20 protein-coding genes are annotated in these 21,469 nt (G+C 68.5%); 3 read left to right on the forward strand and 17 right to left on the reverse strand.

Features of this window, described 5'->3' with window-relative positions:
- Positions 1-128 precede the first annotated feature (128 nt).
- Positions 129-422 (reverse strand): DUF3039 domain-containing protein, encoded by a 294-nt coding sequence (locus ACGFNK_RS04850; protein ID WP_165263639.1) that lies wholly within the window; start codon positions 420-422, stop codon positions 129-131.
- Positions 423-451: 29 nt separating this feature from the next.
- Positions 452-1,024: a YqgE/AlgH family protein gene (locus ACGFNK_RS04855; protein WP_344387269.1), complete on the reverse strand. Its 573-nt coding sequence runs from the start codon at positions 1,022-1,024 to the stop codon at positions 452-454.
- 291 nt (positions 1,025-1,315) lie between these two features.
- Between ACGFNK_RS04855 and murA the strand changes: the two genes are divergently transcribed.
- Positions 1,316-2,662 carry a UDP-N-acetylglucosamine 1-carboxyvinyltransferase gene (gene murA / locus ACGFNK_RS04860; RefSeq protein ID WP_393411959.1) on the forward strand — a complete coding sequence of 449 codons (1,347 nt, stop codon included), beginning with the start codon at positions 1,316-1,318 and terminating at the stop codon, positions 2,660-2,662.
- 273 nt (positions 2,663-2,935) lie between these two features.
- Here murA and ACGFNK_RS04865 read toward each other — a convergent pair whose 3' ends face one another.
- From ACGFNK_RS04865 to ACGFNK_RS04915, 11 genes are all read right to left on the reverse strand, one after another.
- Positions 2,936-3,217, reverse strand: a complete 282-nt coding sequence (locus ACGFNK_RS04865) for an HU family DNA-binding protein (protein ID WP_054220032.1) — start codon at positions 3,215-3,217, stop codon at positions 2,936-2,938.
- A 410-nt stretch (positions 3,218-3,627) separates the two neighbouring features.
- On the reverse strand, positions 3,628-5,061 hold the full coding sequence (locus ACGFNK_RS04870; protein ID WP_386352147.1) for an NAD-dependent malic enzyme: 1,434 nt from the start codon (positions 5,059-5,061) through the stop codon (positions 3,628-3,630).
- Between the two features lie 394 nt (positions 5,062-5,455).
- On the reverse strand, positions 5,456-8,023 hold the full coding sequence (locus tag ACGFNK_RS04875; protein WP_393411962.1) for a HelD family protein: 2,568 nt from the start codon (positions 8,021-8,023) through the stop codon (positions 5,456-5,458).
- A 91-nt stretch (positions 8,024-8,114) separates the two neighbouring features.
- Positions 8,115-8,891 carry a zf-HC2 domain-containing protein gene (locus ACGFNK_RS04880; RefSeq protein ID WP_393411964.1) on the reverse strand — a complete coding sequence of 259 codons (777 nt, stop codon included), beginning with the start codon at positions 8,889-8,891 and terminating at the stop codon, positions 8,115-8,117.
- A gap of 38 nt (positions 8,892-8,929) precedes the next feature.
- On the reverse strand, positions 8,930-9,451 hold the full coding sequence (locus tag ACGFNK_RS04885; protein ID WP_037675339.1) for a sigma-70 family RNA polymerase sigma factor: 522 nt from the start codon (positions 9,449-9,451) through the stop codon (positions 8,930-8,932).
- Positions 9,452-9,917: 466 nt separating this feature from the next.
- On the reverse strand, positions 9,918-10,517 hold the full coding sequence (locus ACGFNK_RS04890) for a CGNR zinc finger domain-containing protein (RefSeq protein WP_393411966.1): 600 nt from the start codon (positions 10,515-10,517) through the stop codon (positions 9,918-9,920).
- Positions 10,518-10,636: 119 nt separating this feature from the next.
- On the reverse strand, positions 10,637-11,797 hold the full coding sequence (locus ACGFNK_RS04895; protein WP_393411968.1) for a uroporphyrinogen-III synthase: 1,161 nt from the start codon (positions 11,795-11,797) through the stop codon (positions 10,637-10,639).
- A 135-nt stretch (positions 11,798-11,932) separates the two neighbouring features.
- Positions 11,933-13,315 carry a nitrate/nitrite transporter gene (locus tag ACGFNK_RS04900; RefSeq protein WP_393411970.1) on the reverse strand — a complete coding sequence of 461 codons (1,383 nt, stop codon included), beginning with the start codon at positions 13,313-13,315 and terminating at the stop codon, positions 11,933-11,935.
- Positions 13,316-13,628: 313 nt separating this feature from the next.
- Positions 13,629-14,621: a hypothetical protein gene (locus ACGFNK_RS04905; protein ID WP_393411972.1), complete on the reverse strand. Its 993-nt coding sequence runs from the start codon at positions 14,619-14,621 to the stop codon at positions 13,629-13,631.
- A 127-nt stretch (positions 14,622-14,748) separates the two neighbouring features.
- A complete protein-coding gene (locus ACGFNK_RS04910) occupies positions 14,749-16,251 on the reverse strand; it encodes an ATP-binding protein (protein WP_393411974.1) in 1,503 nt (500 codons plus the stop codon).
- Between the two features lie 108 nt (positions 16,252-16,359).
- Entirely contained in the window at positions 16,360-16,809 is a 450-nt protein-coding gene (locus ACGFNK_RS04915; RefSeq protein WP_393411976.1) for an ATP-binding protein, read from the reverse strand.
- Positions 16,810-17,039: 230 nt separating this feature from the next.
- Here ACGFNK_RS04915 and ACGFNK_RS04920 point away from each other — a divergent pair, with 230 nt between their 5' ends.
- Both ACGFNK_RS04920 and ACGFNK_RS04925 read left to right on the forward strand, forming a co-directional pair.
- Positions 17,040-17,894 carry a helix-turn-helix domain-containing protein gene (locus tag ACGFNK_RS04920; protein WP_393411978.1) on the forward strand — a complete coding sequence of 285 codons (855 nt, stop codon included), beginning with the start codon at positions 17,040-17,042 and terminating at the stop codon, positions 17,892-17,894.
- A 13-nt stretch (positions 17,895-17,907) separates the two neighbouring features.
- Positions 17,908-18,102, forward strand: coding sequence for a DUF397 domain-containing protein (locus tag ACGFNK_RS04925; RefSeq protein ID WP_393411980.1), 195 nt, complete (start codon positions 17,908-17,910; stop codon positions 18,100-18,102).
- A 79-nt stretch (positions 18,103-18,181) separates the two neighbouring features.
- Here the strand turns inward: ACGFNK_RS04925 and ACGFNK_RS04930 are convergent, their stop codons facing one another.
- The 4 genes from ACGFNK_RS04930 to ACGFNK_RS04945 form a co-directional block, all read right to left on the reverse strand.
- Entirely contained in the window at positions 18,182-18,478 is a 297-nt protein-coding gene (locus ACGFNK_RS04930) for a hypothetical protein (protein ID WP_393411982.1), read from the reverse strand.
- Positions 18,479-18,546: 68 nt separating this feature from the next.
- The gene (locus ACGFNK_RS04935; protein WP_393411983.1) at positions 18,547-19,551 is read right to left on the reverse strand and encodes a hypothetical protein; all 1,005 of its coding nucleotides are present in this window, start codon (positions 19,549-19,551) and stop codon (positions 18,547-18,549) included.
- Between the two features lie 26 nt (positions 19,552-19,577).
- Complete coding sequence (locus ACGFNK_RS04940) at positions 19,578-20,219, reverse strand: hypothetical protein (RefSeq protein ID WP_393411985.1); 642 nt, start codon at positions 20,217-20,219, stop codon at positions 19,578-19,580.
- 594 nt (positions 20,220-20,813) lie between these two features.
- A complete protein-coding gene (locus tag ACGFNK_RS04945; RefSeq protein ID WP_393411987.1) occupies positions 20,814-21,446 on the reverse strand; it encodes a TetR/AcrR family transcriptional regulator in 633 nt (210 codons plus the stop codon).
- Positions 21,447-21,469 lie beyond the last annotated feature (23 nt).

The following is a 21,469-nucleotide window of genomic DNA, read 5'->3' on the forward strand; positions in this document are numbered from 1 at the left end:
CTGTGCAACGCCCCTGGCCCCGAGTCCGGCGTCCGCACACAACAAGGCCGCGGCACCCGCACTCGGGTGCCGCGGCCTCATCAGGCATGCGGGCTACGCGACAAACCGCCGCCGAAGGAAAACAGGCGTTACTTGTCGCCGCCCTTGCCCTGGTCTCCCCCGGAGCCCATGGACTCGTAGATCTCCTTGCACATGGGACACACGGGATACTTCTTCGGATCGCGGCCCGGGACCCACACCTTGCCGCACAGCGCGACAACAGGCGTGCCGTCCAGCGCGCTCGCCATGATCTTGTCCTTCTGGACGTAATGGGCGAAGCGCTCGTGGTCACCGTCGCCGTGCGAGGTCTGCGGCGCCGGCTCGACCAGGGTCCCCGTACCAGTCCCGCGCTGAGGCTGGGTCTCAGGCTCAAGAGTGCTCATGACTGCAAGGGTACTGAAGCTCACAGGCATCAGTTGAGCGAAGGGTCATCCGGGTACGTGGCCACCATCGCCAGCTCGTTGCGCTGCCGGCGGAGCACCTCGCGCCAGAGCCGTTCCGGAGACGGGGAGGAGACGTCGCCGGGCTCGGACTCGACCACGTACCAGGCGCCCTCGACCAGTTCGTCCTCCAGCTGGCCCGGGCCCCAGCCGGCGTACCCGGCGAAGATCCGCAGGCTGCCGACGGCCGAGGCGAGCAGCTCCGGCGGAGCCTCCAGGTCCACGAGCCCGATCGCGCCGTGCACCCGGCGCCAGCCGAGCGGCGCGCGCTCCCCCAAGGAGCCGCCGGGGATGACCGCGACGCCGAGCGCCGAGTCGAGCGAGACCGGGCCACCCTGGAAGACGACGCCGGGCTCTCCTGCGAGGTCCGCCCAGCCCTCGAGGATGTCGCCGACGTCCACCGGGGTGGGACGGTTGAGGACGACACCCAGGGAACCCTCCTCGTCGTGGTCGAGGAGCAGCACCACAGCGCGGTCGAAGTTCGGGTCCGCCAGGGCGGGAGTGGCCACGAGCAGCCGCCCTGTGAGCGAGGACACCTCGGTCATGCCAGACATGATCCCGCATCTTCCCCCTGGGAGGGGAGGCATTGCCAATGCGGGGGTGAATGCAGCTCAGGGCGTACAGAAGCAGGCGGAGCGCACACCCCGGCCAGTGACCCCGTGTACCCGCCGAAGAACCGTTCGTGTTGTGGCGAAGCTATGACGGAGCTGAGCCGTACTTGGGCTACCGGTACCGGGGTAGGCGGCCATTACGCTTGCTTCTCCGGCTCACCGGCCGCCCAGCGAACCTGTCCCTGTGAACCTGCCCCTGTCCAACTTCATCGGAACGCGAGATACATGACCGTCAACGGCTCAGACGACGTCCTGCTTGTCCACGGCGGAACCCCGCTGGAGGGTGAGATCCGTGTCCGTGGTGCGAAGAACCTCGTACCGAAGGCCATGGTCGCCGCCCTGCTCGGCAGCGCTCCGAGTCGGCTGCGCAATGTGCCCGACATCCGCGACGTACGCGTCGTACGCGGGCTGCTGCAGCTGCACGGAGTGACGGTCCGGCCGGGAGAGGAACCGGGCGAGCTGGTCCTGGACCCCTCGCACGTGGAGAGCGCGAACGTCGCGGACATCGACGCGCACGCGGGCTCCTCTCGCATCCCGATCCTGTTCTGCGGACCGCTGCTGCACCGTCTCGGCCACGCGTTCATCCCGGGGCTGGGCGGCTGTGACATCGGCGGCCGGCCGATCGACTTCCACTTCGAGGTGCTGCGGCAGTTCGGCGCGAAGATCGAGAAGCGGGCGGACGGCCAGTACCTGGAGGCTCCGCAGCGGCTGCGCGGCACGAAGATCACGCTGCCGTACCCGTCCGTGGGCGCGACCGAGCAGGTGCTGCTGACGGCCGTCCTCGCGGAGGGCGTCACGGAGCTCTCGAACGCGGCCGTGGAGCCGGAGATCGAGGACCTGATCTGCGTCCTGCAGAAAATGGGCGCCATCATCGCGATGGACACCGACCGCACCATCCGCGTCACGGGCGTGGACAAGCTCGGCGGCTACACCCACGCGGCCCTCCCGGACCGCCTGGAGGCCGCCTCGTGGGCTTCCGCGGCCCTGGCGACCGAAGGCAACATCTACGTCCGCGGCGCCCAGCAGCGCTCGATGATGTCGTTCCTGAACACCTACCGGAAGGTCGGTGGCGCCTTTGAGATCGACGACGAGGGCATCCGCTTCTGGCACCCCGGCGGCCAGCTGAAGTCCATCGCGCTGGAGACGGACGTGGCCCCCGGCTTCCAGACCGACTGGCAGCAGCCGCTCGTCGTCGCCCTGACGCAGGCGACGGGCCTGTCGATCGTCCACGAGACGGTGTACGAGTCCCGCCTCGGCTTCACCTCCGCCCTCAACCAGATGGGCGCGCACATCCAGCTCTACCGCGAGTGCCTCGGCGGCTCCAACTGCCGCTTCGGCCAGCGCAACTTCCTGCACTCCGCGGTCGTCTCGGGCCCGACGAAGCTCCAGGGCGCCGACCTGGTCATCCCCGACCTCCGCGGCGGCTTCTCGTACCTCATCGCGGCCCTGGCGGCCCAGGGCACGTCCCGGGTCCACGGCATCGACCTGATCAACCGCGGCTACGAGAACTTCATGGAGAAGCTGGGGGACATGGGCGCGAAGGTGGAACTGCCCGGTAAAGCGCTCGGCTGACCGCGACCTCGTCGCTCCGGCCCGGGGCAGCACCGTCTCGGCTGGGGGCCCGGGGGTCATCCCCCGGACAGACACAGCATGGAGAAGCTGGGGGACTTGGGCGCGAAGGTGGAACTGCCCGGCAAGGCGCTCGGCTAGCCACAAGCAGCCCGGTCGGCGTTTGAGGCCATTTGTAAGCGCGACAACGATGGGGCGGCACCCGGACTTCCGGGTGCCGCCCCATTCGCATTGCCTACGTGCCGTACACCGCCCATGACGGTGTAGACGGCAAGGTCACTGGCCCTTTGCGGCTTCCTTCAGCTTGCTTCCAGCGGAGACCTTCACGCTGTAGCCGGCCGGGATCTGGATCGGGTCGCCGGTCTGCGGGTTGCGCGCGGTGCGAGCGGCACGGTGGGTGCGCTCGAAGGTCAGGAAGCCGGGGATGGTGACCTTCTCGTCGCCCTTCGCGACGATCTCGCCGACGGTCTCGGCGAACGCGGCCAGAACGGCGTCGGCGTCCTTGCGGGTCACCTCGGCGCGGTCGGCCAGCGCGGCCACCAGCTCACTGCGGTTCATGTCGTTACTCCCGTGTTCTTCTTGCCGTTGAGGCGTGCCACGCGGCGGAGCCGCATGATGAGCACCAGCGGAGCCGATGCTGCCAGGGTCCTCGGTCGGTCCCCGGACCCGGGTCCAAAGCCAGACCCTCGCGCCCAGAGACGCATCCTGCCCCCACCTGCGGCGGGAAAGCCAATCCGGCACCCCTGGGAGTCACACGAAAAGCGCCACAGCCGCGAAACGGTGACGCTCCGTCTGCTCCCGGCAGCAGATCGCAGGGCCTGCAAGGCCTGAGCCTGGCCGCCACCCTAGGGGCGGCCAGGGACAGCATGTCCCACGACGCGCCGTATCCGGGCCGCCGTGGCGACCATCACAGCGTACGACGCAGCCGAACCGTCCAACCCGCTCGGGTCAGCTCGGGTCACGGCGGCTCAGGCCGTCGTGCTGCCCGTGACCGCCGCGCCCGCCGCCTTCGCCGCGTTGCGCACCGCTCCCGCGACCGCCCCGGCGACCTTGTCGTTGAAGACGCTCGGGATGATGTAGTTCGGGTTCAGCTCGTCCTCGGTCACCACGTCCGCGAGGGCCGTCGCGGCGGCCAGCATCATCTCCGTGTTGACCGTGCGGGACTGGGCGTCCAGGAGGCCGCGGAAGACGCCCGGGAAGACCAGCACGTTGTTGATCTGGTTCGGGAAGTCGGAGCGGCCCGTGGCCACGACCGCCGCCGTCTGGCGGGCGATCGCCGGGTCGACCTCGGGGTCGGGGTTCGCGAGCGCGAACACGATCGCACCTTCGGCCATCGCCGCCACGTCGTCGCCGTCCAGCACATTGGGCGCCGATACGCCGATGAACACGTCGGATCCGCGCACGGCTTCCTTCAACGTGCCCGTGACACCCTCGGGGTTGGTGTTGTCGGCGATCCATCGCAGCGGCGAATCGGGCGCGGCCTGCATCAGGTCCTCGCGGCCTGCGTGCACGACACCGTGGATGTCGGCGACGACGGCGTGCTTGACGCCCGCCGCGATCAGCAGCTTGAGGATGGCGGTACCGGCCGCCCCCGCGCCGGACATGACGACGCGGATGTCGCCGACCGCCTTGCCCGCGACGCGCAGCGCGTTCGTCAGGGCGGCGAGTACGACGATGGCGGTGCCGTGCTGGTCGTCGTGGAAGACGGGGATGTCGAGGGCCTCGCGCAGGCGGGCCTCGATCTCGAAGCAGCGCGGAGCGGAGATGTCCTCGAGGTTGATGCCCGCGAAGCCCGGCGCGATGGCCTTGACGATCTCGACGATCGCGTCCGTGTCCTGAGTGTCCAGGCACAGCGGCCAGGCGTCGATGCCGGCGAAGCGTTTGAAGAGGGCCGCCTTGCCCTCCATCACGGGCAGGGCCGCCTTGGGCCCTATGTTGCCGAGGCCCAGCACCGCCGAACCGTCCGTCACCACCGCGACCGAGTTGCGCTTGATGGTCAGCCGGCGGGCGTCCTCGGGGTTCTCGGCGATCGCCATGCAGACGCGGGCCACACCCGGCGTATAGATCATCGAGAGGTCGTCACGGTTGCGGATCGGGTGCTTGGACTGCATCTCGATCTTGCCGCCGAGGTGCATCAGGAACGTACGGTCGGACACCTTGCCGAGCGTGACGCCCTCGATGCCGCGCAGCTGTTCGACGATCTCGTCCGCGTGCGCCGTCGACGTCGCCGCGATGGTGACGTCGATCCGGAGCTTCTCGTGGCCGGACGCCGTGACGTCGAGGCCGGTCACCGAGCCTCCGTGGGACTCGACGGCTCCGGTGAGCTGGGAGACCGCGGTTCCGCTCGCGGGCACCTCCAGCCGGACCGTCATCGAGTAGGAGACGCTGGGCGCCGTTGCCATGGCCGACTTCCTCTGCTTTCACCGTGTTCGCTGTGTGTCGCTCGTATGCCGTCCGATCGTCGCACCTACCGCGGAGTACACGGTAGCCACCCCGGGTTGCGAACGTTTTGTTCGCGCAGGTGGCACGGGGTGCCAGGGAAATTCCGGCGTACTTGGGACAGGAAAAGGGGCCTGTGTCACCAGGTGACACAGGCCCCTTGACCTCTCACACATTCAATGGCACCGACCCGCCATGCTCGCCTCGCGGCAAGTGGTCGCTCGAAGCGACGAAGGTTGGGCCCGGGGGCTTGGATCGGGTCGGTGCCTCATCCACCGTAACAAAGGATCCCCTCAAGGCAATTCCCGTCCCGAGAGTTCATTTCCGGGCCACGGGAAATGCCGGGGGTCAGACCCGTCAGTCGCGCAGTAGGTCGGGCACTCCGTTCGCGTCGGGCTCGTCGCGGTCCTGTGAGACGACGGTGAGCTGCTGAGTGGCCCGGGTCAGGGCGACGTACAGCACGCGCAGTCCGGCCGGCGACTCGTCGGCGATCTCTGCGGGCGAGACGACGACGGTCGCGTCGTACTCCAGTCCCTTGGCCTCCAGGCTCCCGAGGGCCACGACGCGATCGCCGAGCCCGGCCAGCCACCGGGCGGCTTCCGCGCGCCGGTTCATGGCGACGACGACGCCGACCGTGCCGTCGACCCGGTCGAGCAGCCGCGCGGCCTCCTCCCGGACGGTCCGCGCGAGCCCGTCCCGTACGACCGTGCTGCGTCCGTTGTGCGTTGCCACAAAACGTGGCTCCACGCCCGTCGACCGCACGGCGGACGGGGACGACGAGCCGGGCATGGCCAGCGCCAGCACGCGCGCGGCCAGTTCGGCGATCTCGGCCGGGTTGCGGTAGTTCACCGTGAGCGTGAAGCGGCGGCGTGGGCGGGTGCCGAGGGCCTCGTCCCGGGCCTCGGCGGCCTCGTCCGGGTCCGACCACGAGGACTGGGCGGGGTCGCCCACGACCGTCCAGGTGGCGTGCCGGCCTCGGCGGCCGATCATGCGCCACTGCATGGGGGTCAGGTCCTGGGCCTCGTCGACGATGACGTGTGCGTACTCGGTACGTTCCTGGGCCAGCCGTTCGGCGCGCTCGCGCTGTGACTCCTCGCGGGCCGGCATCAGCTCCTCCAGGCCGGTGAGCTGGTCGAGCGGGTCCACCTCGCGCTTCTTGCGGGGGCGGGTCGGTGTGCCGAGGATCGCCTGGAGTTCGTCGAGCATCGCCACGTCGTGCACGGAGAGCCCGTCGCGCCCGAGCGAGCGGGCGACGCGGCGCACCTCGCCGGGGTTGAGGATCCGCCGGGCCCAGCGTCCGAGCCGCTTCTCGTCGGCCATCGCGGCCAGTACGGCGCGCGGTGTCAGCTCGGGCCACCAGGCGTCCAGAAACGCGATGAAGCTGTCCTCGGAGCTGATGTCCTCGTCGAACGACGACCGCAGCTCGGCGGCCAGCTCCGGGTCGCTGTGCCGGGATCCGGCGCCGGACTGCTCCCACAGGGCGTCGAGCAGCAGTTTGCGGGCGCGCGGACGCAGCAGGTTGACGGGCGCGGTGCCGGACAGGGCGGCACGCCGGATGCGGTCGAGCTCGTCGGCCTCCAGTTCGAGGCGGCGCCCGAAGGCGACGACGCGGAGGCGGGTGGTCGGGAGGGCGGGGGCCTGCGCTCCGTCGTCACCGAAGTCGCCATCGCCGAAGTCGTCGCCGAAGGCAAGCTGTTCCGCGTCGGCGTTCCGTGAGCGTCCGGGGGCGCCACCCGTGCCGGGCGCGCGCTGGTTCACGCGCCCCTGGCCGCGTGCCCGCGAAGCCGTGCCGTTTCCGTCCCGTGCGGAGCGCGAGGACGCGTCGCCGCGCCCGCCGGACTCAGCAGCGGGGCCCGCCTCACCCGCCGTCTCCAGCGCCCCCCGCGCCGCCTTCCGCAGCACCTTCAGCATCCGGTACGAGCCCTTGGCGCGGGCCACCGCCGGTGAGTCGTACAGCGTGGCCTCGGCCCCGTCGACGAGGGAGCCGACCGCACGGATGGCGACCTGCCCCTCCTCGCCGAGGGACGGCAGGACGCCCTCGGTGTACGCCACCAGCAGCGGCGTGGGCGAGACGATCAGGATGCCGCCCGCGTACCGGCGGCGGTCCTGGTAGAGGAGGTACGCGGCCCGGTGCAGGGCCACGGCGGTCTTGCCGGTGCCGGGGCCGCCCTCCACGTACGTCACCGAAGCGGCGGGCGCCCGGATGACCTGGTCCTGCTCGGCCTGGATGGAGGCGACGATGTCCCGCATGGTGTGGCTGCGGGCCTGGCCGAGCGCGGCCATCAGCGCGCCGTCGCCCACGACGGGCAGCTCGTGCCCGTCGAGGAAGGCGGCCAGCTCGGGTCGCATCAGGTCGTCCTCGACGCCCAGTACGCGACGGCCCTTGGAGCGGATGACCCGGCGTCGGACGACCCGTCCCGGATCGACCGGTGTCGAGCGGTAGAAGGGCGCGGCGGCAGGCGCCCGCCAGTCGATGACCAGCGGGGAGTAGTCCGCGTCGAGGACGCCGATCCGCCCGATGTGCAGCGTTTCCGCGATGTCGGCCGTGTTGTCGGACCGTATGGCCCCCTCGGCGGGCTCGACCGCCGTGTAGGCGCCGTCCGGACCCTTCTTGCCGTCCTTGCCGGCCAACAGATCGATCCGTCCGAAGAGGAAGTCCTCGAACTCGTTGTTCAGGCGGTTGAGGTGGATCCCCGCCCGGAACACCTGAGCGTCACGCTCGGCCAGCGCGCCCGGCGTGCCGACCTGACCGCGCTTGGCCGCGTCGTTCATCAGGAACTCCGCCTCGTGGATCTTCTCCTCGAGGCGTCGGTACACCCGGTCAAGGTGTTCCTGTTCGACCCCGATCTCCCGTTCCCGAACGGAGTCGTGGGCAGATGTGTCGACGGAACCGAGCGCGGCTTCCTGCTGAACCTGAGCGGCCACCGGGCCCCCTTCTGACGTGCATGGCAGCCGTCAACCGTACGCGAAGGGGGCCCCGGAATCTACGTATGCGCTCGCGGCTCGCTCAGTTCCGTCACGCGTCCACCTGCACCAGACGCGTGCCCTCGAACGTGACGACCTCGAAGTGGTCGATCTCGTTCGGTGTCATGGCTGCTCCGCCGTGGACGTACAGCGGGTTCTTCGCCTTCTCGTTGGTGCTGCTCTCGATGCCGTAACCCCACTTGGGGACGGACCAGGAGCTCACCGTCTCGCGCTCGCCGTTCTTGCCGACGGCGACCAGGGAGCACTTCTCCGGTCCCTTGAGGTTCTTGAGCTCCAGCACCGCGTGGGTGCCCCAGCCCTTGGACTGCATGCCGACCGTGGCGCTGACCTTGGTGGTCGGGTCGGTGGCGGAGACCTTGTCCTTCATGTCGTTGAAGAAGGCGTCCTCGGCGGGGCTCGTGGAGTGCGGTGCCGCCGTCACGTTGTTGTTGTCGCCGTCGCCGGTGACCCCGATCGCGGTGACCGGGCCGCCGATGATCAGCGCCGCTGCCGCCGCGACCATGTACATGCCGCGCCGTCGCTTCTGGGCACGGCGCTCCGCGACCTCGTCGACCAGCCGGTTGACCAGGCGTGGGCTCGGCTTGGCGGACAGCGATTCGCCGATGGCCGGGGTTCCCTGGGAATCCGGCAGATCCGCGAGGGCGGCGAGCATCGGCTCCATGCCGGCGAGCTCGTCCAGTTGCTGCGCGCACCAGTCGCAGGTGGCGAGGTGCGCCTCGAAGGCGGTCGCCTCGGCGTCGTCGAGGATGCCGAGGGCGTACGCACCCACGGTTTCGTGCACATCACCCTGACCCTGCGGAGTTTGCATAGGTCCAGGAGTACCCGTTCCGTATCCCCCGTATGTACTCATGCCGTCACCCCACGCTCTTCCAGCGCCAGCTTCATCGAACGCAAGGCATAGAACACCCGGGAGCGCACGGTGCCGCTGGGTATGCCCAGCGTCTGCGCCGCCTCGTTGACGGTACGTCCCTTGAAGTACGTCTCGACCAGGACCTCCCGGTGAGCAGGGGTCAGGTCGTCCAGCGCGTCCGACAGTGTCATCAGCCACAACGCCTTGTCGATCTCGTCCTCCGCGGGGATGACCTCCAGCGGCGACGGGTCCACCTCCTGAGGCCGGGCCTGCCGGCTGCGGTGGCCGTCGATGACGATGCGCCGGGCAACCGTCACCAGCCAGGGGCGTACCGAACCGGTAGCTCGGTTGAGCTGACCGGCGTTCTTCCAGGCGCGGATGAGCGTCTCCTGCACAACGTCCTCCGCGCGCTGCCGGTCCCCCGCGACCAGCCGCAGCACATAGGCGAGCAGGGGCCCCGCGTGTTCCCTGTACAGCGCACGCATCAGCTCCTCGTCGGGCTCCGAGGGCTGGGACATGCGATGTCGGGCCCTCGGCGGTCGTTCATCGGCCACGGCGGAATCCTTGCGCACGCCTACCTCCGGTGTCCGGGGGTTCCCCCGAGTCGGTCGCTCTACACCGGGTACGCACACGGGGGTTGGGCTGTTCAAGGTGTGACCCAAGTTTCTTCGACCGCCCAGGACCAGCCGGACATGGCAGCACATTCCCGTCACTCGGGCTTTACATTTCCGCCACGTTGGCAAGATCGCGTCGCTGCCCCGACGATGACAGGAGGAAACACGTTGTTGCCAATGTCACTAGAAATCGAAGAGAACAAAGGGGACTTACAAGACAGGGGCGCCACAGGAGCGCCCCAAAGGGGCGCGGGGAACTGCGCGACAAGCCACAACGAACTCGCGGCCAGACACGACCTGTCACCCCCTTTCGGGGGCCTGGGGGCACAGCCCCCAGTTTCGGGAAGGGGCGGGGCTGGGGAAGAAACCCTCACGCCCGGGCAAGCGCCGCCCGCCGCCGATGCCGGGCAACCCTCTCCCGGTTCCCACACGTCTCACTGGAACACCACCGGCGCCGCCGCCCCCGAGACGTGTCGAGGTACACGATGGGGCAGTTGTCCCCCTCACACTGCCGGATGCTCGCCCGGGCAACGGGATCGGTGATCAGCTCCACGGCATCGCGGGCCACGGCGGCAAGGAGCGCAGCGCACGAAGGGGCGCCGTCGAGGGCCCGTACGAGAGAACCCCCGTCGTCCCAGGCCGCGCGCGGAGCCGGCGGCGCGACACGGGCCAGTTCATTGACGCCTGCCAGCGCGATGCCGAAGGGCCGGGAGTCCCGCGAGGGCTCCCCGCGCACCAACTGCCCGATATGCCCGCGTAGTTCGCGAAAGCCCACCAACCAGGACGTGTCGGCCGCCACCAGCGACGTGCCCGCCGGAACAAGCCCCGATCCGCTGATCCAGGCCCGCAACGGCTCGACCGCGTCAAGCCGTTCCTCGGGATGCGTGGTCGCCAGCAGATCCAGACAGATCCGCCCGGAGTCGAACCGCAGCTCGTACGAGGCCGTGGCCGCGGCTGTACCCAGTGCCATGTTCCTGTCACCGCCTCGGGTTACCGCCATAGGGGGTCGGTGAGGGTCGTACCCCTACAGTGCCTGCCTGCGAGCGCAGCCGGAACCCCCAGGGCGGCTGACACGCAGCCGAGGAAGCGTCACACGTCCGCGTACTTCGAGTCCGCCGCCGGGTCGAGGGCGAGCCGGTAACCCCGCTTGACCACGGTCTGGATCAGCTTCGGCGCCCCCAGTGCCGTACGCAGCCGGGCCATCGCCGTCTCGACGGCGTGTTCGTCCCGTCCCGCACCGGGCAGCGCCCGCAGCAGGTCGGCGCGGGACACGACCCAGCCGGGCCGCCGGGACAGCGCGCGCAGCAGGGACATCCCGGCCGGCGGTACGGGCCGCAGCGCGCCGTCCACCAGTACCGCGTGCCCGCGGATCTCCACACGATGGCCCGAGATCGGCAGCGTGCGCGCCCGCGAAGGCAGTTCCTGACACAGCACCTGTACGAGGGGGCCGAGCCGGAAGCGCTCCGGCTGGACCGTGTCGATGCCCTGGGCCTGCAACGGCAGCGCGGTGACGGGGCCGACGCAGGCCGCCAGCACGTCGTGGTTGAGGGCGGCGAGCAGCTCGGGCAGCAGCCCACGGGCCTCGGCGCGGCCCAGCAGCGAGGCGGCGGCCGGCGCGCTGGTGAAGGTCAGCGCGTCCAGGCCGCGGCAGACCGTGGCGTCGAGCAGCCGGTCGACGGGGGCGATGTCCTCCGGCGGCATCCACCGGTAGACGGGTACGCCGACGACCTCCGCGCCCGAGTCCCGCAGCGCCTCGACGAAGCCGGGCAGCGGCTCGCCGTGCAGCTGGATCGCGATCCGGCGCCCGTCGACCCCCTCGTCCAGCAGCCGGTCGAGCACCTCGGCCATGGACTCGGAGGACGGGGACCACTCCTCCGTCAGCCCCTGGGCCCGGATCGCGCCTTTGACCTTGGGGCCGCGGGCGAGCAGTTCGACCCCGCGCAGCCGGTCGAGCAGGGCCTCGCCGAGCCCCCAGCCGTCGGCGGCCTCGACCCACCCCCGGAACCCGATCGCCGTGGTGGCGACCACGACGTCCGGCGCCTGGTCGATGAGCTCCTTGGTCGCCGCGAGCAGTTCGCTGTCGTCGGAGAGGGGCACGATACGCAGGGCCGGAGCATGCAGAACGGCGGCACCGCGCCGCTGGAGCAGTGCACCGAGTTCGTCGGCGCGGCGGGCCGCCGTCACGCCGACGGTGAATCCCGCGAGGGGTCCGTGTTCGTGTCGGTCTGGTCGCTGCAGTTCGTCGTGCATCAGCTCTCGTCCCGATGTTGATTCATCCCGCACCGGTCTGTACGCACCGGTCGTGCCCGCCGTACATCAGCGGTCGACCGAGCCTGTCAACGGCTCGTGACAGGCTCGGTTCCGCTAGATGTCGGCGGTGTTACGTCACACCTTCGCGTAGCTGAGCTGCGGCTTTGCCTCGGTGGCTGCGGTGGCCTCGCTCTGGGCGCCCGCCGGGCGGCGAAGGTATACGGCCCAGGTGACCACGAAGCAGACCGCATAGAAGGCGAGGAAGGCGACGAAGGCGCCGGTTCCGGTGCCCGCGGAGAGGAAGGACTGGCGGAAGGCGAGGTTGATGCCGAGCCCACCGAGCGCGCCCACGGCCCCGATGAGACCCATGGAGGCACCGGACAGGCGGCGCCCGTACGCGGCGGCCGCCTCACCATCCAGCCCCATGGCGACAGCCTTGGTCTGGAAGATGCCGGGGATCATCTTGTACGTCGAGCCGTTGCCGAGCCCGGTCAGGACGAACAGGGCGATGAACGCCACGCTGAACAGCGGCAGCGACTCCTCCATGGAGGCCGCGACGATCGCGCCGGTGGCCGCCATCATGGCCGCGAAGTTCCAGAGGGTGATCTTCGCGCCGCCGAAACGGTCGGCGAGCCAGCCGCCCAGGGGCCGGATCAGCGAGCCCAGCAGCGGGCCGATGAAGGTGATAGAGGCCGCCTGCAGCGGCGTACGGCCGAACTGCGTCTGCAGCACGAGGCCGAAGGCGAAGCTGTAGCCGATGAAGGAGCCGAAGGTGCCGATGTAGAGGAAGGACATGATCCAGGTGTGTCCGTCCTTCACCGCCTCGACGGCCGCGCCGGTGTCGTTCTTCACCGACGAGATGTTGTTCATGAAGACGGCGGCGCAGACGGCGGAGATGATGATGAACGGGATGTAGAGGCCCAGCAGCAGTCGCGGCCCGCCGCTCGCCCCGATGACCGCGAGCCCGACCAGCTGCACCACCGGTACGCCGATGTTGCCGCCGCCCGCGTTGAGACCGAGCGCCCAGCCCTTCTTCCGCAGCGGGAAGAAGCTGTTGATGTTGGTCATGGAGGAGGCGAAGTTGCCACCGCCGACACCCGCGAGCACCGCGCAGATCATGAACGTGGAGTACGAGGTGCCCGGCTCCATCACGAGGTACGCGGCGATGGTCGGGACGAGCAGCGCACTCGCCGAGATGATCGTCCAGTTGCGGCCGCCGAAGCGGGCGACGGCGAAGGTGTAGGGCACCCGCACGATCGCGCCGACCAGGGTCGCCATGGCGACGAGGAAGAACTTGTCGGCGGGTGTGAGCCCGTACTCGGGGCCCATGAAGAGCACCATCACCGACCAGAGGGTCCAGATCGAGAACCCGATGTGCTCCGAGAGCACGGAGAACCAAAGGTTCCGCCGGGCGACCTTCTCGCCGGTCTCTTTCCAGAAGGTCTCGTTCTCCGGATCCCAGTGCTCGATCCAGCGGCCTCCCTTGCTCGATGCGGGGGCTGTACTAGGGGCTGTCATGACGCCTCCACGGTTCTCCGGGCTCAGGTGTCGTACGTGGGGTCCGTACTTGGGTTGATGAGTCCCGAAGGTAGGGATGGCGCGTTTCCGGTCTGTGCCTGTGAGTGACCGCCCGGGAACGTTGCTCTCACGAGAGGGCGGGGGCGGCGGTGAGGTCGAGAGGGGAGACGGCGTGGCTTCGGGGTGCGCCGGGTGGGGTTCGTACGGTGCTGAGTGCGTTACTGAAAGAGAGTACGTGGCTCGGGGGTGACCGCGTTCAACAAGCGAAAACGCCCCGCCTGTGGGGCGGGGCGTCGGTTCAATGCTCGTCTGTTCAGTGCTGAGGGGGTTGGGGCTGGCCGTAGGGGTTGTCGGGTTGGGCGTACGGCTGGGGCTGGGCGTAGGGGCCGGGGGCTGGCTGGCCTGCTTGGCCCGGCTGGCTGCCGTACGGTCCGGGGGCGGGGGCTTGCTGACCGCCGTACGGTCCGGGGGCGGGAGTGTGGGCCTGCGGGGCCGCGTGTGGCTGCTGGGGTGCGTAGGGCTGATGGGGTGCGTGGGCCTGCGGGGCCACATATGGCTGCTGGGGTGCGTAGGGCTGCTGCGGCTGGCCGTACGGCTGGCCCTGCTGGCCCTGCTGGCCGTACGCCTGCGTAGGCTGCCCCTGCTGCTGGCCGGCGAATGGATTGCCCTGCCCCGCCTGTATGTGCTGCTGGCCGGCGAACGGGTTCGCGTGCCCCGGAAGCTGCGCCCCCGGAGGCAGATACCGCACCCTCCCCGTCTCATCCGCAACGGGCGTGAACCCGGCGGCCTGCAACCGTGCCGCGAACTTGGCGTTCCGCTTCCGCGTGACGACGAACCCGATACCCAGGATCGCCAAAAGGAGCACCCACGTCCCAATGACGTACGTCACCCCGTCCCCACTGGACCGTGCGACCCCGATGGCCATACCGACGGTGACCCCGATGGCCCCGAACCCCATCCGCTTCTCGGCACTCTTGCCGGTGAGATCGAAGTTGATCCGAGCCTTCAGCAGCTCCAGCGCATCAGGCACGAAGGGCGGCAGAGACTTCCCGTCCCCGGCTTGCGGATACTGGGCCCAGCTCTGCGCGGCCCGAGTCTGAGCCTGCGGACTGGGATCGGGCACGATGAGCATCTTCAGCGAATTGCCCTGGCCACCCTGCCGAACATCGGCGTACTGATACCCGAACTGCTCCGCAATGAAGGCAAGCCGAGCCAGCTTCTTCACGGACGCCATGGCACTGGTGAGCTCAACAGGCTCCCCGCTCCCCATGAGCCGGAACATCTTCTGCAACTGCCGCTGACTCACGCCAACCCTTCCCCGTACCCATCAGTGACCACTCTGTTTGCACTCGCACCCTATAGGGCACGGGAGTTGGGGCACAGGGGCTGCCGGGGGCCTGCGCGGGAAGGCGGCTGAGCCTGCACGGGAAGACTCACGCACCGCCGTAGAGATCCCGCATCTCCACAAGAAGTACGTGTCCCGCTCTCGCCGCCTCGACCAGATCGGCGGCGGGTTCACTGCGCACGTACACGGCCAGGACGCAGTCACCGGCATCCCAGCCCTGCGCACACAGCAGATCCCGAATGTGCTCAAGTCGGCGCAGATCAGCGGCGGTTCGGGGCTTGTTCGTAGCCTTGGCCTCACCGAGCAGATTGATACGGGCCCGCTTGTCCCGCGGACGGGACGCCCGGCTGAGCGCGACCACGTCGACCTCATGTCCCCGGTGCTCACGGCACGCGACGGTCGTGGTGCCGACCTGACCGATGTCGTCGAGGCCGCGCTCACGCCCGTACCGAAGAGTCCACTGCCGGGTCAGGTCCTCGAAGTGGGGCCCGAGCACCTTCGACGAGAACGTCTCCCGCGACCGCTCCCAGGCAGCCCTGCCCTCACGCATCTCGAAGTCGACGAGGTTGGGCCGCACGATCAGGTCATGGAAGCGGACGATGGGGTCGGCCACGGTGATCAGGGGCTTGCGCTGGAGCAGCAGATCCTGCTCGTACCGAATGAAGGCGGCAGCCTTCATGATGTTGAGGTGGTAGGTCAGTGACTTGGCGTCCATACCGACCAGTCCCCCGATCTGGGTGGGCGTGGCGGCGCCGGACGACACGGCCTCCCAGATGGCGTGGTAGGTGGCTCGATCGCTTATACGCGGATCCTCAGCCAGCAGATACTCAGGCTCGGTGAAGAGAATGTGGGACGGGTTGAACACGCTGCGCGCCAGCCACGCGTAGAACTCCTCGTCCCCGGGCCCAGGCGGATCACCGATGACATCGCGATATCCAGCGGCTCCCCCGAGCACGGCATCGACGAGAAACGCCGTCTCCGGATCACCGACCCGCCAGTACTCCGCCGCGTCGCGGAAGCCGAACGGACCGATCCGCATGTCGATCACGGCCCGCCCGCGCAGCGCCTGGTCCCCAGCAAGAAGGGTCGACATGGTGGAGATCGCCGAGCCGCAGAGGATGATCCGCAGGGCCGGCTTCCCGGACGACGGCCCGCGCTGGTCGTAAAGGGCCTGAAGGGCGGACGGCAGTTCCGGCGAGTGCGAGACGAGGTACGGAAACTCGTCGAGAACGAGCAGCGGGGGCACCGCCTGGCCGCGACGGCTCGTAAGAACGTCGGCCGCGGTGTCCAGGGCCTCCACCCACGAATCAAAGCGCCCGACGCGGAACCCGAGCCCTTGAGAAAGACTGTCCGCGAACCGGTCCAGCGCCATGGCCCGGCTCTGCTGCAACGCGAGGGTGTAGACACCGTCGACGGCCCGGCAGAGGTGCTCCAGCAGGAACGACTTCCCGTGCCGACGCCGCCCTCGTACGACACCGATACGCAGGCCTGCGGCTGGGTCGGTGCAGAAGCGGGCGAGCTCGTCCCATTCGTGGGTTCGGTCGAAGACGGGGGTGGGTTTGGGGATGGGGGTGGTGGTCGGGGTGGGCATGGGCTGGACCTCCTGGCCGACTGTCGCATAGCCGGACTCCCCTTAGCCTAATTTCATTACGGCTATCTGCGCGACAGTGATCAGACGACCGCGTTCGGGCACGGCTCATCACCCCTCCCCCACCTCGAACCAGAGCAGCTTTCCGGCGCCGGGCCCGAGCAGGTCGTCACCGAGGGGCCAGCCGCCCCACGAACGCGCATACTCCTGCACCAGGAGCAGCCCACGCCCGCCTTCCGCGTCCGTCGGGACAGATGGTGGGACGCAATCGCCGGGAGGCCTGTCGAAGGGCGCGGGAATGTGCGGGCTGCTGTCCCACACGCCGACCCGCAACCGCCCGTCCCCCAGCGCGGTCAACCGCAGGGAAGCGGGCCCCTTGGTGTGCCGGTAGGCGTTGGCGGCCAACTCGGAGGTCAACAGCTCGGCGACATCGAGGAGTTCGGGGAGGCCGTGCCCATTCAGAGCGGCCCGCACGGTCATACGTGCGACGCGTGCGGCTCGGGGGTCATGGGGCAAGCGAAGGGCGTACGACCAGGTGTCGCGCGGGGCTACGGTGACCATGGATGGCTCCGGGAGGGAGGAAGAGGATTTGGTCTGACACAACTGCAGTGCCGGGCGGTGGCATTGCCACGGTGTGGTGCGCTTCCGGCTTATAGGCGGTGGCAGTTGGGCGGTACGTGACTACCGTAGGGCAGATGGTTAGATGGATCTAACCTTTTGCGCGGGAAGCATCCAGGCTTCACTCGTGTGAGGGAGCAGGGACGCCGCGTCGCGGCGAGAAAGGAAACGCTTTGCCGCCCACCAGCAATCCGACACTGCGCCAACGGAGATTCGGCGCCGAGCTGCGCAAACTCCGTGAACGGGCCGGGCTCACAGCCACCGGCGCGGCCGAGTTGCTCGGCGTCAACCAAGCGCGCGTCAGCATGATCGAGACCGGCCGCACGCCCATTAGCGCGGACCGGGTCCGTTCCATGGCCAACGTGTACGACTGCTCGGACGACCGGCTCATTGATGCCCTTGCCGCAATGACCGGGCGGCGGACTCGCGGGTGGTGGGAGGAGTACCGCGAACACCTGCCCGCCGCGCTGATCGACCTCGCCGAACTCGAGCACCACGCCACCGGGCTACGAGCGGCACTCATCGTCCACATCCCGGCCCTGCTGCAGACAACGGACCACGCCCGAACCCTCTTCCAACAGGTGGCCCCGCCCATGCGCCAGTACGAGATCGAGCACCGCCTCACGTTGCGCATAAAACGGCAGGGCGTCCTGCACCGGAAGGACCCGCCCCCGTACGCGGCGATCATCCACGAGACGGCACTCCGCATGGGCTTCGGCGGCCCTGCCGTCACTCTCGGACAGCTCAAGCACCTGATCGGCATGAGCGAGCTGCCCAACGTCACCGTCAGGGTTGTCCCCTTCGGAGCGGACCACTTCCCGACCACGGGCCAGTCCTTCGACTACGTCGAGGGCCCGGTCCCGCAACTCGACACCATCCAGCTGGACAACCACCACGGCGCCTGTGAATTCCTCGACGCGGAAGCGCAGTTGAGTAAGTACCGTTCCGTGCTGGACCGCATGGAGTCGTGCGCCCTCACACCCGCCAAGTCACGCGACTTCATCCACCGCCTCATCCGGGACACGTGAGAGGGGACCAACTGTGCACACCACCGACTGGCAGAAGTCCACATACAGCGGCGACGGCTCGAACTGCGTCTACGTCGCCGCCACCTCAACTGGGGCCATCCACATCCGCGAAAGCGACGAACCCGAGGTCATCCTCATAACAACCCGCCCACGCCTAGCTGAGCTGATACGAACCCTGAAGGCACACCAGTCCCCGTGCACCACCTGAACGATTGGAAGCTTTGGGACACCCAGACGCCGCCCCCAGTGCCCCAAACCTTCCAATCACCGACGGTCACCCATGAATCTCATGGCTGGCACTTGGCGGCCCCTCGAGTCGAGTTGATCTCCATGAGCTCCCAGACGCCGTCCGCGTTCTTCTCGACCCGAGCGCCATAGGCGACGTAGCTGTTCTTGGTGACCTTCGTCCCCTTGACCTCATTGGTCTTGATGACCTTACTGAAGCCCTTGCTCTCGTCCGCGCAGTAAGTGAGCGAAGCGGAGTCCTTGGACCTCACCGTGACCTGCCGGTCGAAGTAGCGCACGGTTCCGGTGATCGTCCAGCCGACGTCCGCGAACGCCTTGACCCACTCCTCGGCGGCCACCGCACCCTCGCCCTCCGTATAGAACTCGAGGGCGGGCCACCGCGGATTCTGGGATCCGAGAGCGGCTATCAGCGGTTGACGGCCTGGATCTCCTGCACGATCACGTCCTGCTGCGCCCCGAACTCTCCATCGGGCAGGGGCTGTTCCCCGTTAACGCCGGTACCTACCCAGTGGATCTTCCACGTGACGGTTGCCGTGAGCTTGTACGAGCCGTCGCCGGAGGACCTCAGGTACTTCACGCCGCATGGCGGGGTCTCGTCGGCCTTGCCCTTCGCGTAGGGCTCACCGATCGAGCCGTCCTCGTTGATCTCGCACTCACCGGAGGCAGGGTACGTCGTCGCGTCATCCGTACCCGGCTCGATCTTCAGCGAGACCGGTTCCGCCGTCGTCGTCGCCTCGATGTCCAGCAGCGGGACGGACGCCGTCACGGACACCGGCTTGAACTCCGCCGTGTCCAGCCACGACCACGTCGGAAGGTTCACCTTCGTGGTGCCCTCCGGGGCGAGTTCGACCTTCGTCGACGGCACGCGGATCTCGTTGTAGGCGAGTTGGGCGAGTACCTCGGGAGTGACCGCCTCGGGGACGTCCGCGGGTGGCGGATCACCGTTGTCCACCCAGAACCAGGGCCTGGTGCAGTCGAGGGCGCCGGGGTCACCCTCACGACCTTCCGTGACGTACGAGTCCCACCAGTAGCCCTCGCCAGCCTTGTCCTTGTTGAAGTTCTTGTACGGCTCGCCATTCACGTAACGGTCACGCTGCTCGGCGTCCCACTGATAGCCCGTCGACTCGGACTCCCAGGTCGGCTCCACGTGCTTCTGGAACTGGTCGGGCGTAAACTTCGGGGCGTAATAGCACGCGGGTGGCGTCCAGTTGGCCGCCGAGGACGTCACAGGGCCTGCGGCTTCTCCAGTGCCGTTCTTGGAGCGGTCGAAGACTACGGCGCCGGCGTTCGCGGACAACGCTCCGTCCTTCTCGCCCCCATCCACCTGAGTCTCGGAGCCCGTGTCCTTGCCACCTGGAGTCCACCCGGCCCAAGCAGTCGGACTGACAGCCAACACGATGATGCCTGCCATGACACTGGCGCGAACCGAGATCCTTGCTACGGCTGGCACTGGGCCGCCCCCCTCGTGGAAAGGATCTGGGATGTCTGCCAGACCCCGTCGGCGTTCTTGTCCAACTTGGTGTTGTACTGGACGTAGCTGTCCTTGGTGACTGGGGTCTTTGCAATCTTGTTGGTCTTCTTGTCCTTGCTGAAGCCCTTGCTCTCGTCCGCGCAGAACGTGAGTACCGCCGATGTCTCGCTCTGGAGCGTCACCTTGCGGTCGTAGTACCGCGCCTCGCCCGTGATCGTGGCTCCGGCGTCCTTGAACTGTCCGACCCAGGACAGTGCGGCCTCGAGAGCTTTGCCTGTGTTGTAGTACCCGAGCGCTTCGCCCTTGGGATCTGTACCTGTGATTGCGGCGTTCACAGCGCGCATGCGCTCCGCATTGTCCGCAAGAACGGCGTCCTTGACCGGGTCCCCTGTGTCCGTGTCCTCGAAGACCATTGTCACGTCAGATGGCAGCTCGATTTTCGGCCGCTCGGCGGAATCCACCGCGCTCTCACTCGGCGACGCCGACTTCTCGGTGCCTGTGTCAGCACCCGCGATCTTGTCGTTGTCCTTTGAACTGTCGCTGTCGCCGCCGCCACAGGCGGACAGCGTCAAAGCCGCAGCGGCGGTCAGCGTGATCGCTGCGAGCAAGGTGGGGCGGCGGTTCACTGACGACTCCCGGTGGGGCGAGGGTTGACATGAGCGACGTAACGCTATCGATGCAGCCGTAGTGACACCAGAGCGAATTACGTCGAGGGCAGTTCCGTACGGACCCCAAAGCACCCATAAGCCCACCAAGTGGCAGGCGGGAGGCTCCTGTTGAGTGATCCCGGGGAAGCGGCACAACTGCCGCCTTGGCCAGTGCAAACCGTCGGATCGCGTCGTCCCCACATGGCTCGATCTTCAACGAAGCGGACACAGCTCAGTAACAGACGGAGTCCGGTTGGCCTCGGGGCTGGCACTTCGCACTCCCCCTCTGCGAATCAAGCTGACGCGCTCGGCGACGGCGATGCCGACTTCCCGCTCCCGGCCGGTTTGTTGACGATCGTTCAGGCGTCCCGGAGGCGGGCGCCCTGGTGCCGGTGACCAGCAACCAGCATTCGCCATCCCGGAATCCTGACGAACGGCAGACCGCCGAGCCCTGGCGCGAGCGCCACTGAGATGAACTCATACGCGCGAAGGGAGAGGAAAAGAGGGAGGAAAACGTGGGCTGACGGCGCACTGTCCTTTCGTGCTGCCCCAGCCCTACATGGCTCGGTATGCCCGGAGAAAGGTCCGCACTCCCTCGACCACGAGTGGCCGGACGCGGGTGTCCTCCGCGGCATTCGCGGAACCGAGCCTGTCCAGCGCGACGCCGAAGGTCAGCGCGAGGAACTGGTCGGCCGCGAGTCGAGGGTCCGGGACGTCGAGCAGCCCGGCCGCGGCGAAGGCGGCGAACCGCTCTGCAATTGCCTCGTCGGGGGTGTCGGCCAGGGGGTTTTCGCCCCGGTGCGGCAGGTGGCCGGATTCCGCCCGGACCAGTCGTTGCAGCGTTGCGTACTCCGCCGAGCCGAGCATGTCGGTCGCGATGCGCATCGAGAACGTGACCAGGGCGTCCTCGAGCTCGGCGGCCTCGGTGACGTCGGTGAGGGTGTCGTCGAGGGTGCGCCGGATCGTGGTGATCAGTGACTGGCCGACGGCGTCGACGACTGCTTGCAGCAGCGTCCGCTTGTCGCCGAAGTAGTCGTAGACCGTCCGCTTGGACACCTCGGCCCGAGCGGCGACCGCGTCGACGCTGGACCGGTCGAAGCCGTCGGCGAGGAACAGTTCCCGGGCCGCCGAGAGGATGGCGGCCCGCTTCCGCGCGGACCCCTCGCGCAGTGTCTTCGTGGTCGGCATGGGCACATCTTAACCGTTCTACA

The sequence above is a fragment of the Streptomyces sp. NPDC048825 genome, from assembly GCF_043198355.1.
Taxonomy (GTDB): Bacteria; Actinomycetota; Actinomycetes; order Streptomycetales; family Streptomycetaceae; genus Streptomyces; species Streptomyces xiangluensis.